Source organism: Pseudomonas sp. Pseusp18, from assembly GCF_059506005.1.
Genome location: NZ_CP169240.1, coordinates 3,236,768 through 3,250,512, shown reverse-complemented (window position 1 = coordinate 3,250,512; position 13,745 = coordinate 3,236,768). Strand labels below are relative to the sequence as shown.

Below are 13,745 nucleotides of genomic sequence, written 5' to 3'. Positions count from 1 at the left end.
ATGCCCATCACTCAATTCAAGAACGCCGCAATCCTGAAGCTGGAAGAGTCAACGCCCGTCGCCGTGCCACTGGGGATGCCCGTGGCGGTGGCCTCAACCACCAGCGTCGAACGCGACGACGGTGTCGAAACCGGCGTCTGGGAATGCACTCCCGGCCGCTGGCGCCGGCAGATCGTTGCCCAGGAATTCTGTCACTTCATCCAGGGTCGCTGCACCTTCACTTCGGATGACGGTGAAACCCTCTACATAGAAGCCGGCGATGCACTGATGTTGCCAGCCAACAGCCTCGGCATCTGGGACATCCAGGAAACCGTGCGCAAGACCTACGTTTTGATTTTTTGATCTCTGATTGCCTGCCAGTTCTCCAATAAAAAGAAAACAACCCATACAGGAATCGACCCATGATCCGAAAGACACTGACGCTTGCTCCACTTGCGCTCGTCGCGACCCTCAGTCAGGCCGCCGAGACCGTGAGAATCTATAACTGGTCGGACTATATCGCCCCGGACACCACAAAAAACTTCCAGAAAGAAACCGGTATCGCCTTCAGTTACGACGTCTTCGACAGCAACGAAACCCTTGATGGCAAGTTGATGACCGGCACATCCGGGTATGACGTGGTATTCCCGTCCAACCACTTCATGGCCCGACAGATTGAGGGCGGGGCCCTGAAGAAACTCGACAAGAGCCAGCTGCCGAACTGGAAAAACCTCAACCCGGTACTGCTCAAAACGTTGCAGGCCAACGACCCGGGCAACGAACATGGCTTCCCGTATTTGTGGGGCAGCACCGGCATCGGCTACAACGTGGCCAAGGTCAAGGCTGTGCTGGGCGACAACGCGCCGGTGGATTCCTGGGACCTGATCTTCAAGCCCGAGAACATGGCAAAACTGCAAAAGTGCGGCGTGGCGATCCTCGACAACGGGCCCGAACTGTTGCCGGCGGCGTTGAATTACCTGGGGCTGCCGCATCACAGCAAGAACCCCGAAGACTATAAAAAGGCCGAAGCGCTGCTGATGAAAGTCCGGCCCTATGTCAGCTATTTCCACTCATCCAAATACACCAGCGACCTGGCCAACGGCGATATCTGCGTGGCCGTCGGCTTCTCTGGCGACATTCTCCAGGCGGAAAACCGCGCCAAGGAAGCCGGGAACGGTGTGGACATCGGCTACTCGATTCCCAAGGAAGGCGCAGCCATCTGGTTCGACATGGTCGCCATGCCCGCTGACGCCCCGGACGAGAAAGCCGGTTACGCGTTCATGAACTACCTGCTGCGTCCCGACGTCATGGCCGGCATCAGCAACTACGTGCACTACGCCAACGGCAACGAACAGGCCGACCGCCTGATCGATCCGGCGATCAAGAACGACACCAAGGTGTATCCGAGCCCGGAAATGATGGGCAAATTGTTTGCCCTTGAGGCGATGCCGTTGAACATCGACCGGGTGCGGACGCGGGTGTGGAACAAGATCAGGACCGGTAGCTGATCGGTCATCTTTTGTAGCCAATGGAGCCAGTCGGGCTGACTGCAATGGGTTAGATTTCATGCCTCTTTCAGTAAGCAGGAGGCAATGGAATGCCTGCGTTTTCGAAAGCTGGTCATCTGCGCATTGGACGATATTCGGAGCCTGGACGCATCTACTTGTTAACAGCTGTGGTTCACGATCGGCAGCCAATTTTTACCGATTGGCGCATGGGGAGGCTGGTTGCCCAACAATTACGTCAGGCCCAGGAGGAGCATTGGGCAGACTTTTTGACTTGGGTGGTGATGCCAGACCATATGCACTGTTTGGTCGAACTTCGGGATAAGACGTTGGCCGAGCTAATGTGCCGAATCAAATCCCGAAGCAGTCTGGCCGTTAATCAGGCGCTAGGGCGAAGCGGACGTTTGTGGCAGAAGGGCTATCACGATCGAGCGGTTCGGCAGGAGGAGGACGTGAAAGATCTTGCTCGATATGTCGTTGCCAATCCTGTTCGAGCGGGACTGGTGACACGCGTTCATGATTATCCGCTGTGGGATGCGTGTTGGCTGTGATGTTTTACGACTGCTGCGCAGCCGAACGCAGGCTGCGCCAGCTGCTACAAAAGCCGTAACGGCCGCAGACCTGTAGCAGCTGCCGAAGGCTGCGTTCGGCTGCGCAGCAGTCGTGTCCTTCATAGACTTGGCACCTCTTTGGAAACGAAACAGGTGTCTAGGGGCAACTGCGGCACCCAGAAGCGACCAGGTCAGCATCGCTTGCTTCCAGGATCGCCTTTACCGATTCCCCGGACGTAGCGGCGGCAAAAGGCGCGTGCGGTATTACCCGACGCGCCAGTCTGTCATTTGCTGGCGTCCAGCACGACGCGGTAGCGCGCCTTGCCACTGCGCAGGTGATCGATGGCGTCGTTGATCCGGCTCATGGGAAAGTGTTCGACCTGCGGCAAGATCTGATGCCGGGCGCAGAACTCCAGCATGGTTGCTGTGTTACTGGGCGAGCCAACCGGCGAGGCGGACACGCTCTTTTGCTGGGGCAGCAGGTTGAATACGTGCACTGGAATAGCGCCAGACACGACGCCGACAAAGTGCAGGCGACCCTTGCCGCGCAGTGTGCCGAGCATGGCCGGCCAGTCGAGGTCGGCGTTGGCGGTGACCAGGAGAAAATCCAGGGTGCCGGCAATGGATTTCAGCGCGTTACTGTCGGTAGAGGTGAGCACGTTGTGCGCGCCCAGGCGCCTGGCTTCGTCCTGCTTGCTCAACGACGAGGTAAAGGCCGTGACCTCGCAGCCCCAGGCGTTGAGAAAGCGCAGTGCCAGATGACCGAGGCCGCCGATCCCCACGACACCGACCCGGTCAGTGGGCTTGACGTCGAATTCCACGAGCGGGTTGAACACCGTCGAGCCTGCGCAGAACAGCGGTCCGGCCATGGCCGGGTCAAGTCCGTCCGGTATCGCAAGCGCCCAGGCCCAGTGCGAACGCAGGCGATCGGCGAAGCCGCCGTTGCTGCCGACGATGGTGGGTTGGACTGTGCTGCATAGCTGGTGGGAGCCTTCGATACACGAGGAGCAATGCATGCAACTGCCCTTGTACCAACCGATGCCCACCCGTTGTCCCACTTCGAGACCGCGTACCTGTGCGCCCACTCGCACGATACTGCCGACCACTTCGTGGCCAGGGATAAACGGGTAGTGGCTCAGGCCCCATTCGTTATCGATCATCGACTGATCGGAGTGGCAGACGCCGCAATACTCCACGGCGACTTCCACCTCCTCAGCGCCCAATGGGCCGGGATCGTAGCTATAGCGCTCCAGTGGAGCACCTGCCGATGTTGCAGCCCAGCCGGTAAAAGTAGTGAGTTCGGTGCTGTCGCTCATGGGACACCTCCAGATCAGGAGACTGCGGCGTTGGCCGCTCGGATGCGGTGGCCTGGCAACGTTGATCGGCAGCCAGGGCGTAATCAGTCTAGCAGGCCGTAGTCTGAGGGCAGTGTCGGGATGAACTGGCCTTCGGAGCTCTGTCTCCGACCACTATTGCAACTAACCGGACGTTTAATTTAGTTGATATCAATACACTGGCACTGACACTAACAAGTCAAGAAAACGAGAAGCCATCAGCAAAAAAACAACTTACCAATATTTAATATTTAAATATGAAATTGTCGGACAATCTTGCTGAAAACCTCAACTAAAAACAATCTTTCGACAGCGCAGGCAATGTTTGCTGGAGTTCTGCGAAACAGTTCAATTTGACGTCAAAAAAAATGTAGACGTTTGATTTCGAATTGTGTCAGTTTTCCTACGCCTTCATTGGGCGAGTGATAGGACGATCTCGCCAGAGATTGTCGTATCGGACAAAAACTGTTCCATTGCTAAACAAGGAAGTGTGTTTATGTCGAAAGTAAAAGACAACGCTATTGATCTTGCCGAACAGGCTTTTCAGCCATTGCAAGCGCTGGCTGCACCCAGTTCTGCCTACAACCAGATCGATAGTTTCAGCCATCAGTATGATCGTGGCGGCAATCTTACGGTCAATGGCAAACCCTCCTTCTCCGTCGACCAGGCCGCTACCCAGCTGCTGCGTGACGGCGCTGCCTACCAGGACAAGGACGGTAGTGGCAAAATCGAACTTACCTACACGTTCCTGACCTCGGCCTCGTCGAGCACCATGAACAAGCATGGCATTACCGGGTTCAGCCAGTTCAATACGCAACAAAAAGCCCAGGCCGTGCTCGCCATGCAATCCTGGGCCGACGTGGCCAACGTCACCTTCACCGAGAAAACCACTGGCGGCGACGGTCACATGACCTTCGGCAACTACAGCGGTGGTCAGGATGGCGCGGCGGCATTCGCTTATCTGCCTGGTACGGGCGCCGGTTATGACGGTACTTCGTGGTACCTGACCAACAGCAGCTATACGCCGAACAAGACGCCGGACCTGAACAACTACGGCCGTCAGACCCTGACCCACGAAATCGGTCATACCCTGGGCCTGGCCCACCCTGGCGATTACAACGCCGGTGAAGGTGCGCCGACCTACAATGACGCGACTTACGGGCAAGACACCCGCGGTTACAGCGTCATGAGTTACTGGAGTGAAAGCAATACCGATCAAAACTTCAGCAAGGGCGGTGTGGAAGCTTATTCTTCCGGCCCACTGATGGACGATATCGCGGCCATCCAGAAACTCTACGGTGCCAACACCACCACCCGCACCGGTGACACCACCTACGGCTTCAACTCCAACGCCGGTCGCGACTTCCTGAGCGCGTCTTCGTCGTCGGACAAAGTCGTGTTCTCGGTGTGGGATGCGGGCGGCAAGGACACACTGGACTTCTCCGGCTTTACCCAGAACCAGAAGATCAACCTCAATGAAGCCTCGTTCTCCGACGTTGGCGGCCTGGTGGGCAACGTGTCCATCGCCAAAGGCGTCACGATCGAGAACGCGATTGGCGGTTCGGGTAGCGACCTGCTGATTGGTAACAGTGTGTCCAACGAACTGAAGGGCGGTGCCGGCAACGACATCCTCTTCGGCGCGGGCGGTGCAGACAAACTGTGGGGCGGCTCGGGTTCGGACACCTTCGTGTTCGCGGCCAGCAGCGACTCCAAGCCAGGCGCGGTCGACCAGATCCTCGATTTTGTCAGCGGCCTGGACAAGATCGACCTGACCGGCATCACCAAAGGCGCGGGCCTGCATTTCGTGAGCTCGTTCACCGGTGCGGCAGGCGATGCAGTGTTGACCACTTCGGGCGGCAACAGCCTGTTGTCGGTGGACTTCTCCGGGCACGGCGTGGCTGATTTCCTGGTCAGCACCGTTGGCCAGGCGGCGTTCTCGGACATCGTGGCCTGATTCAAGGCATAAAGGAGGGCGGCGCTTTACGCGTCGCTCTCTGCCCCGATCCAGAGTAAAACGCCCTATGACCCAGAACGCTTTTACCTGCAAAACAACCGCGTGGCTGTTAGCGACGCTGATGATGTTTCTTGGAGAAGTAGCCATGGCAAGCAGTCTGAAACTAGCCGACCCGTCGGAGCTCGCCGGCAAATGGCAAGCCATTTTGAATACCGCGCAAGACTCGCCCGAGTCCCAGGCGCTGCAGGACAAACCGTCGAATGTCTGCACGATAGAGCTTAAGTCGGATCAGACCCTGGGTGAGGGGGCCGATTGCCTCAGTGCCTGGCTGGAAAAATCGGCGATGGGCTGGTTCCCGGAGCCGGACGGCATTGCCGTGACCGGGGAAGAAGGCTCAAGAATTGTGTTTTTCAGCCGACAGCATGAGGGGCTTTATAAAAGCACCTTGAAGTCGGGGCTGATTATTACGCTTACGCGCGCAGCGCAATAAGCGAAAAGCGTCGGACCGACGGCAGGTACTGAATATAAAGACCGTTGTTGTAGTTATAAGCAGCAGATCAATAACCAGGGCTCTTTAAAGTCCACAAAGAGTTGTTATTAATCTGTCAGCGATAACCGGCAAAAGAATGTCTCGACCCGTGTGCGGACAGTTAATTGGAACCTTGCCAAGTGAGGCGAGGCTTAATACCTCAGGAAAAACCAATGAAGATGGCGAAGAGCCCGGCCACCGCACCGTTATTCAAGGCACTGGGCGACTATAAGAGCATCTTGATCAGCGTCGGCTGCTTTACTGCATTGATCAACGTTCTGATGTTGGTCCCGTCGATTTATATGCTCCAGGTTTATGACCGGGTGCTGTCGTCGCAAAACGAAACCACACTGGCGATGTTGTCGCTGATGGTGGTTGGATTTTTTGCCTTCATCGGGCTGCTGGAGACCGTGCGCAGTTTCATCGTCATCCGTATCGGCAGCCAACTGGAGCGCCGTTTCAACCTGCGGGTGTATCAGGCTGCTTTCGAGCGCAACCTGTTCAAGGGTGAGGGCAACGCCGGGCAATCCCTGGGCGACTTGACCCATATTCGCCAGTTTGTCACCGGCCCGGCGTTGTTTGCCTTCTTCGATGCGCCATGGTTTCCGGTCTATCTGTTTGTGATTTTCCTGTTTAACGTCTGGCTCGGCGTATTGGCCACCGCAGGGGCGGTGCTGCTGATCGGGCTGGCCTGCCTCAACGAGGCCATGACCAAAAAACCTTTGGGCGAAGCCGCGGGGTTTTCCCAGAAGTCCAGCCAACTGGCCACCAGTCACCTGCATAACGCTGAAACCATTCAGGCCATGGGCATGCTCGGCGCCTTGCGCAAACGCTGGTTCGGGGTGCACTCGCGTTTTCTCGGCTTGCAGAATCAGGCCAGCGATACCGGCGCGGTCATCAGCTCCCTGAGCAAAACCCTGCGCCTGTGCCTGCAGTCCCTGGTTCTGGGGTTGGGCGCCTTGTTGGTGATCAAGGGCGACATGACCGCCGGGATGATGATCGCCGGCTCCATTTTGATGGGCCGGGTGCTGAGCCCCATCGATCAGTTGATCGCTGTGTGGAAACAGTGGAGCGGCGCCAAACTCGCTTACCGCCGCCTCGACGCCTTGCTGCAAGCCTTTCCTCCGAGTGACGAGGCCATGGCGCTGCCGGCACCGAAAGGCCAGATCACGTTCGAGCAAGTCAGCGCCGGCCCGCCGGGGCAGCGGGCAGCGACCTTGCACATGGTCAATTTCAACCTGGGCGCCGGCGAAGTGCTGGGCGTGCTCGGGGCTTCCGGCTCCGGTAAATCGACCCTGGCCCGGGTGCTGGTCGGCGTCTGGCCGACGCTGGGCGGCACGGTGCGCCTCGACGGCGCGGACATTCATCGCTGGAACCGCGACGACCTCGGCCCTTACATCGGCTATCTGCCCCAGGACATCGAATTGTTCAGTGGCAGCATCGCCGAAAACATCGCCCGATTCCGTGAGGCAGACCCGCAAAAAGTCGTCGAAGCCGCGCAACAGGCTGGCGTCCATGAATTGATCCTGCGCATGCCCCAGGGCTACGACACCGTGCTCGGCGAAGACGGCAGTGGTTTGTCCGGTGGCCAGAAGCAACGCGTGGCCCTGGCTCGTGCGTTGTACGGCCATCCGAGCCTCGTGGTACTGGATGAACCGAACTCCAACCTCGACACCGTTGGCGAAGCGGCACTGGCCGGCGCCATCGCACACATGAAGGCCCGGGGCACCAGCGTGATTCTGGTCACCCATCGTTCTTCGGCCCTGGCTCAGGCCGACAAGTTGCTGGTGCTCAACGAAGGTCGCTTGCAAGCCTTCGGCCCAAGCCAGGACGTGCTCAAGGCGCTTGCCGGCAACCAGTCAGGCGCTCAGGAACCACAACGTGAAAAAGCCGCGCAGGCACCGGGCGGGCTCAGCATGAGCCGGCAGTATCAGCCCACGACCAGGAATTCGGGTGTATGAGCAGCACACGCATGAACAACGACAGCGAAGCGACGATGGAACACGACTACATTGCCGAACGCCCTGAGCGCGACGCCCGTTTCTTCGCCCGCATGGGCTGGATTCTGGCGATTGTCGGCGCCGGCAGTTTTTTCACTTGGGCGAGCCTCGCGCCGCTCGATCAAGGCATCCCGGTGCAAGGCACCGTGGTGGTCTCGGGCAAGCGCAAAGCCGTGCAATCGATGAGCAACGGCGTGATCAGCCAGATTCTGGTGCATGAAGGCCAAGTAGTGAAACAAGGCCAGCCGCTGTTCCGCCTCGACCAGACCCAGGTCGCGGCCGACGTGCAATCGCTGCAAGCGCAATACCGCATGGCGTGGGCCAGCCTGGCGCGCTGGCAGAGTGAACGGGACAACCTCAAGCAGGTGAATTTCCCCGCTGAGCTGAGCAACGATCCCGACCCGCGCCTGGCGCTGGTGCTTGAAGGTCAACGGCAATTGTTCAGCAGCCGCCGCGAAGCGTTTTCCCGTGAGCAAGCCGCTTTGCGCGCGAACATCGAAGGCGCCAGCGCGCAACTGGCCGGCATGCGCCGCGCGCGCACGGACCTGACAGCCCAGGCCAGTTCCCTGCAACAACAGTTGAGCAATCTGCAGCCCCTGGCAGACAACGGCTACATCCCGCGCAACCGCTTGATGGAGTACCAGCGTCAGCTGTCGCAAGTGCAGCAACAATTGGCAGAGAACACCGGCGAAAGCGGGCGGGTGGAGCAGGGCATCCTCGAATCCCGGCTGAAGCTGCAACAGCACAGCGAGGAATACCAGAAGGAAGTGCGCAGCCAACTGGCCGACGCGCAGCTCAAAAGCGTGACCCTGGAAGAGCAACTGACTTCCGCCGGCTTCGACCTGCAACACAGCGAAATCGTCGCCACCGCCGACGGCATTGCGGTCAACCTTGGGGTTCATACCGAAGGCGCGGTAGTACGCCAGGGCGAAAACCTGCTGGAGATTGTCCCGCAAGGCACCAGCCTGGAAGTGGAAGGGCACTTGCCGATCAACCTGATCGACAAGGTCGGCACGCACTTGCCGGTGGACATTCTGTTCACCGCGTTCAACCAGAGCCGTACCCCGCGAGTGCCGGGCGAAGTCAGCCTGATTTCCGCCGACCAAATGGTCGATGAGAAAACCGGTGCGCCGTATTACGTGCTGCGCAGCAGCGTCAGCGATCAGGCCATGGAAAAACTCAACGGCCTGGTGATCAAGCCCGGCATGCCTGCAGAAATGTTCGTGCGCACCGGTGAACGTTCACTCCTCAACTATCTGTTCAAACCGCTGCTCGACCGGGCAGGCTCCGCGTTGACCGAGGAATAAGGATGTTCGGTTGTATGAATAAGCTTTCCCTGCTCGCAGCGACCCTGGCCTTGCTGACGTGCAACAGCACAATGGCCATGGGGCCGTTCGACATCTATGAGCAAGCATTACGCAATGATCCGGTGTTCCTCGGTGCCATCAAGGAGCGCGATGCCGGCCTTGAAAACCGCGCCATCGGCCGCGCCGGGCTGTTGCCGAAGCTGGGTTACAACTACAACAAGGGGCGTAACTCCTCCAAGGTCACGCAACTGAATGACCGCGGTAACAGCCAGAGTGAAGATCGCAACTACAGTAGCTACGGCTCGACCTTGACCTTGCAACAGCCATTGCTCGACTACGAGGCTTACGCGGCGTATCGCAAAGGTGTGGCGCAATCGCTGTTCGCCGATGAAAACTTCCGTGGCAAGAGCCAGGAACTGCTGGTTCGCGTGCTGGAGAATTACACCAAGGCACTGTTTGCCCAGGACCAGATCGACATCGCACGCGCGAAGAAAAAAGCCTTCGAGGAGCAGTTCCAGCAGAACGAGCAGATGTTCCGCCAAGGGGAAGGCACGCGCACCGACATCCTCGAAGCCGAGTCACGTTACGAGCTGGCGACCGCCGAGGAAATCGAGGCGCGTGACGAACAGGATGCGGCTCTGCGGGAACTGGGCGCCCTGGTGGGTGTAGCCGCCATCGATATTGGCGACCTGACGCCGCTGGATCAGAACTTCCAGACCTTCACCCTGCAACCGGCCAACTACGACACCTGGCACGAGATGGCGGTGGCCAATAACCCGAACCTGGCCTCTCAGCGCCAGGCGGTGGAAGTGGCGCGCTACGAGGTCGAACGCAACCGCGCCGGGCACTTGCCGAAAGTCAGCGCCTACGCCTCGATGCGCCAGAACGAATCGGAAAGCGGCAACACCTACAACCAGCGCTACGACACCAACACCATCGGTATCGAAGTCAACGTGCCGCTGTACGCCGGTGGCGGCGTCTCGGCCTCGACCCGGCAGGCCAGCCGCACCATGGAACAGGCTGAGTATGAGCTGGACGGCAAGACCCGGGAAACCTTGATCCAGCTGCGCCGCCAGTTCAGCGCCTGCCTGTCGGGGGTCAACAAGTTGCGCGCTTATCAGAAGGCCCTGACCTCGGCCGAAGCGCTGGTGGTCTCGACCAAGCAAAGCATTCTGGGTGGTGAACGGGTCAACCTCGACGCATTGAATGCCGAACAACAACTATTTACCACCCGCCGGGATCTGGCACAGGCACGCTACGACTACCTGATGGCCTGGACCAAGTTGCATTACTACGCCGGCACCTTGAACGAACAGGACTTGGCCAAGGTGGATGAGGCGTTCGGGCAAGGCGCGAGGGCACAGTAGCCGTTAGAAAACAGTGTGGCGAGGGAGCTTGCTCCCGCTGGGCTGCGAAGCAGACCCAATGGCGGTTGCTGCGCAACCGAACGGGAGCAAGCTCCCTCGCCACAGAATCACAGCAACACGTCGCCCCTGGGACCGGGGCCTAGAACTCTAAAAACGCCAAGAAAGCGAGATTTCATGCACATGGACGTACAGATCAAGCCGATGTCGGTCGGCACGCTGCTGCTCTTGATTTCATCAGCGCCGGGTTCGGCCCAGGCGCAGTACCTGGAAACCGGCACCCTCGGTGACCCGGCCAGTTGGCGTTCGGCGGAGTTCCAGCGCGATTGGGGCCTGGGGCGGATGCAGGCCGATCAAGCCTATGCCGCCGGCATCACCGGCAAAGGCGTGAAAATCGGCGCGCTGGATTCCGGTTTCGATTCCAGCCATCCCGAATTCGCCGCCGACCGTTACCACGCCGTGACGGCCAGCGGCAGCTATGTCGATGGTTCAGCGTTCAACGTCGACGGCACGCTCAACGCCAACAATGACTCCCACGGCACCCACGTCACCGGCACCATGGGCGCTTCCCGCGATGGCAGCGGCACGCACGGTGTGGCGTTAAACGCGCAAATCTACGTCGGCAACACCAACAAGAACGACAGCTTCCTGTTCGGTCCCAACCCCGACCCGCGCTACTTCAAAGCGGTCTATAACGCCCTGGCGGATGCCGGGGTACGCGCGATCAACAACAGTTGGGGCAGCCAGCCGAAGGACGTCAGCTACCGGACCCTCGACGACCTGCACGCCGCCTACGCCCAGCATTGGAACCAAGGCACCTGGCTCGACGCCGCCGCCGACGTTTCACTCCGTGGTGTGATCAACGTGTTCAGCGCCGGCAACAGCGGTTATCCGAATGCCAGTGTCCGCTCGGCCCTGCCGTATTTTCAGCCAGACCTGGAAGGCCACTGGCTGGCGGTATCGGGGCTGGATCAAGGCAACCAGCAGAAATACAACCAGTGCGGGATCGCCAAATATTGGTGCATCACCACGCCGGGAGCGAAGATCGACAGCACCATTCCCGGAGGCGGTTACGCGATCAAGTCCGGCACCTCCATGTCCGCGCCGCATGCCACCGGGGCGCTGGCGCTGGTGATGGAGCGCTATCCGTACATGAACAACCAGCAGGCGCTGGAGGTGTTGCTGACCACCGCGACCCAGCTCGACGGTTCGATCACCGACGCGCCGACCACGCGCGTCGGTTGGGGGGTGGCCAACCTCGACCGGGCGATGCGCGGGCCGGGGCAATTGCTCGGCACGTTCGACGCCAATCTGGGGGCAGGGCAGAGCGATGTCTGGACCAATGACATTTCGGACAAGGCACTGATTCAGCGCCAGGCCGAAGACGCCGCCGAACACAGCGCCTGGCAACAGACGTTGCAGGACAAAGGTTGGGCAAACGGTATCCCGGCCAGCGCCAGTCAGCAGGATCAGACCGACTATGCGGTAGGTATGGCGAGGGATTCCGCCGCCGCCAGCCGAGTCTACGAAGGCAGCCTGATCAAGTCCGGTGCCGGACGCTTGATGCTCACTGGCGACAACACTTATCGCGGCCCGACCACGGTCAACGGCGGCTTACTGGCGGTGAACGGTTCGCTGACATCGGCGGTGACGGTCAATGCCAGCGGCACCCTCGGCGGTAACGCACGAATCGCTGCCTTGACTGCCAATGCCGGCGGCACCGTGGCGCCCGGTAATTCCATTGGTACGTTGCAAGTCAGCGGCGATGTGACGTTTGCGCCGGGGTCGACCTATGCCGTCGAACTCTCGCCGAGCAGCAGCGACCAGATTATTGCCGGTGGCACGGCCACGGTCAGCGGCGCCACCGTCAGCCTGTCGCTGGAAAACAGCCCGACCTTGCTCAGCACCCAACAAGTGCAAAGCCTGCTGGGGCATCAGTACAACATCCTGCAAGCGGCGGGTGGAGTTCAAGGCCAGTTCGGTGCGGTGCTGCCCAACTATGTGTTCATCGGCGGCAGTCTCGATTACGCCGCGACCGGCATTCAGCTGAGCGTCGAGCGTAACGCCACAACCTTCGCCAGTGTCGGCCAGACCCCGAATCAGCGTTCCGTCGCGACTGCGGTGGAAGGGCTTGGCGCGGGTAATGCGGTGTACGAAAGCCTGCTGCTGTCGCCGACCGCGAGCTCGGCGCAACAGGCGTTCCGGCAATTGTCGGGGGAAATCTACCCGGCGCTGGGCTCGGTGTTGATCAATGACAGTCGCTATCTGCGCGATGCGGTGGGTGAGCGTCTCAATGAAGCCAACGGTTCGCGCAGCAATGGCTGGATCAAAGCCTTGGGCGCCTGGGGCAAGACCGATGAACGCCACGACACCGCCGGCTACACCACGTCGATTGGTGGTTTGCTGGCCGGTGTCGATGGCGCTGTGGATGACGAAACCCGTGTCGGCCTGGTCGCCGGCTATAGCGACAGCTCCGTCAACATGGGCTCTGGAACTCATTCATCGGCGCAGGTCGACAGTTATCACCTGGGCGCCTATGCCGGGCACGAAATGGGCGCTTGGCGCCTGAGTACCGGCGGTGCCTACAGCTGGCATCGGGCCGACATCAAACGTGACCTGCAATACGCTGACATCAGCGCCAAACAGAAAGCCAAGGTCGATGCCGGGACCACCCAGGTGTTCGGTGAAGCGGCCTATCGCCTGAACCTGCAACCGCTGGCGGTGGAACCGTTCGCCAACCTCGCTTACGTGCACCTCGACACCGAGGGTTTCACCGAGAAAGGCGACGCCGCCGCGCTCAACAACAGTGGCGTCCGGCGTGACGCGGTGCTCGGCACGCTGGGCGTTCGCGCGCTGAAAACCCTGACGTTGTCCGGCCAGCAACAGCTGGACCTGAGCGGCAGCCTCGGTTGGCAACACAACCTGAGCAACACCGATTCCGAAGAACACCTGGCGTTTGCCAGCGGTGGCGCACCGTTCGCGGTGCAGAGCTCGCCGCTGGTTCGTGATGCGGCGCTGGTGGGCGCCCATGCCAGCCTGGTCTTGAGTCGGGACATTCGGTTGAACCTCGATTACACCGGCCAACTGGCCAGCCGCGAGAAGAGCCATGGAGTCGGGCTGAGTCTCAATTGGCAGTTTTAGTAGTTCGCCTGTAGCAGCTGCCGAGCAGCGCGAGGCTGCGAAGCAGTCGTGAAGTCAGCTATCGCGGTGTGTCAGGAAAAC

General features: G+C 59.9%; 10 protein-coding genes. 9 read left to right on the top strand and 1 reads right to left on the bottom strand.

Features of this window, described 5'->3' with window-relative positions; all coding sequences use genetic code 11:
• From ACEN9A_RS14570 to ACEN9A_RS14560, 3 genes are all read left to right on the top strand, one after another.
• On the top strand, positions 1 to 342 hold the full coding sequence (locus tag ACEN9A_RS14570) for a cupin domain-containing protein (protein ID WP_258668480.1): 342 nt from the start codon (positions 1 to 3) through the stop codon (positions 340 to 342).
• 59 nt (positions 343 to 401) lie between these two features.
• Complete coding sequence (locus ACEN9A_RS14565) at positions 402 to 1,487, top strand: polyamine ABC transporter substrate-binding protein (protein WP_258668478.1); 1,086 nt, start codon at positions 402 to 404, stop codon at positions 1,485 to 1,487.
• Between the two features lie 89 nt (positions 1,488 to 1,576).
• Positions 1,577 to 2,035, top strand: a complete 459-nt coding sequence (locus ACEN9A_RS14560; RefSeq protein WP_258668476.1) for an REP-associated tyrosine transposase — start codon at positions 1,577 to 1,579, stop codon at positions 2,033 to 2,035.
• A 284-nt stretch (positions 2,036 to 2,319) separates the two neighbouring features.
• On the opposite strand, the gene ahr is transcribed toward ACEN9A_RS14560, so the two are convergent.
• Positions 2,320 to 3,351 (bottom strand): NADPH-dependent aldehyde reductase Ahr, encoded by a 1,032-nt coding sequence (gene ahr / locus ACEN9A_RS14555; protein WP_258668475.1) that lies wholly within the window; start codon positions 3,349 to 3,351, stop codon positions 2,320 to 2,322.
• Between the two features lie 514 nt (positions 3,352 to 3,865).
• Between ahr and ACEN9A_RS14550 the strand changes: the two genes are divergently transcribed.
• From ACEN9A_RS14550 to eprS, 6 genes are all read left to right on the top strand, one after another.
• On the top strand, positions 3,866 to 5,323 hold the full coding sequence (locus ACEN9A_RS14550) for a serralysin family metalloprotease (RefSeq protein WP_258668473.1): 1,458 nt from the start codon (positions 3,866 to 3,868) through the stop codon (positions 5,321 to 5,323).
• 67 nt (positions 5,324 to 5,390) lie between these two features.
• Complete coding sequence (locus ACEN9A_RS14545; RefSeq protein ID WP_258668472.1) at positions 5,391 to 5,813, top strand: protease inhibitor Inh/omp19 family protein; 423 nt, start codon at positions 5,391 to 5,393, stop codon at positions 5,811 to 5,813.
• A gap of 212 nt (positions 5,814 to 6,025) precedes the next feature.
• Positions 6,026 to 7,813: a type I secretion system permease/ATPase gene (locus ACEN9A_RS14540; protein ID WP_019649883.1), complete on the top strand. Its 1,788-nt coding sequence runs from the start codon at positions 6,026 to 6,028 to the stop codon at positions 7,811 to 7,813.
• Complete coding sequence (locus tag ACEN9A_RS14535) at positions 7,810 to 9,159, top strand: HlyD family type I secretion periplasmic adaptor subunit (RefSeq protein ID WP_258668470.1); 1,350 nt, start codon at positions 7,810 to 7,812, stop codon at positions 9,157 to 9,159. Before ACEN9A_RS14540 ends, ACEN9A_RS14535 begins: the two co-directional genes overlap by 4 nt.
• 2 nt (positions 9,160 to 9,161) lie before the next feature.
• Positions 9,162 to 10,526 carry a TolC family outer membrane protein gene (locus ACEN9A_RS14530; protein WP_026345905.1) on the top strand — a complete coding sequence of 455 codons (1,365 nt, stop codon included), beginning with the start codon at positions 9,162 to 9,164 and terminating at the stop codon, positions 10,524 to 10,526.
• A gap of 180 nt (positions 10,527 to 10,706) precedes the next feature.
• Positions 10,707 to 13,664 (top strand): autotransporter serine peptidase EprS, encoded by a 2,958-nt coding sequence (gene eprS, locus ACEN9A_RS14525; RefSeq protein WP_258674183.1) that lies wholly within the window; start codon positions 10,707 to 10,709, stop codon positions 13,662 to 13,664.
• Positions 13,665 to 13,745 lie beyond the last annotated feature (81 nt).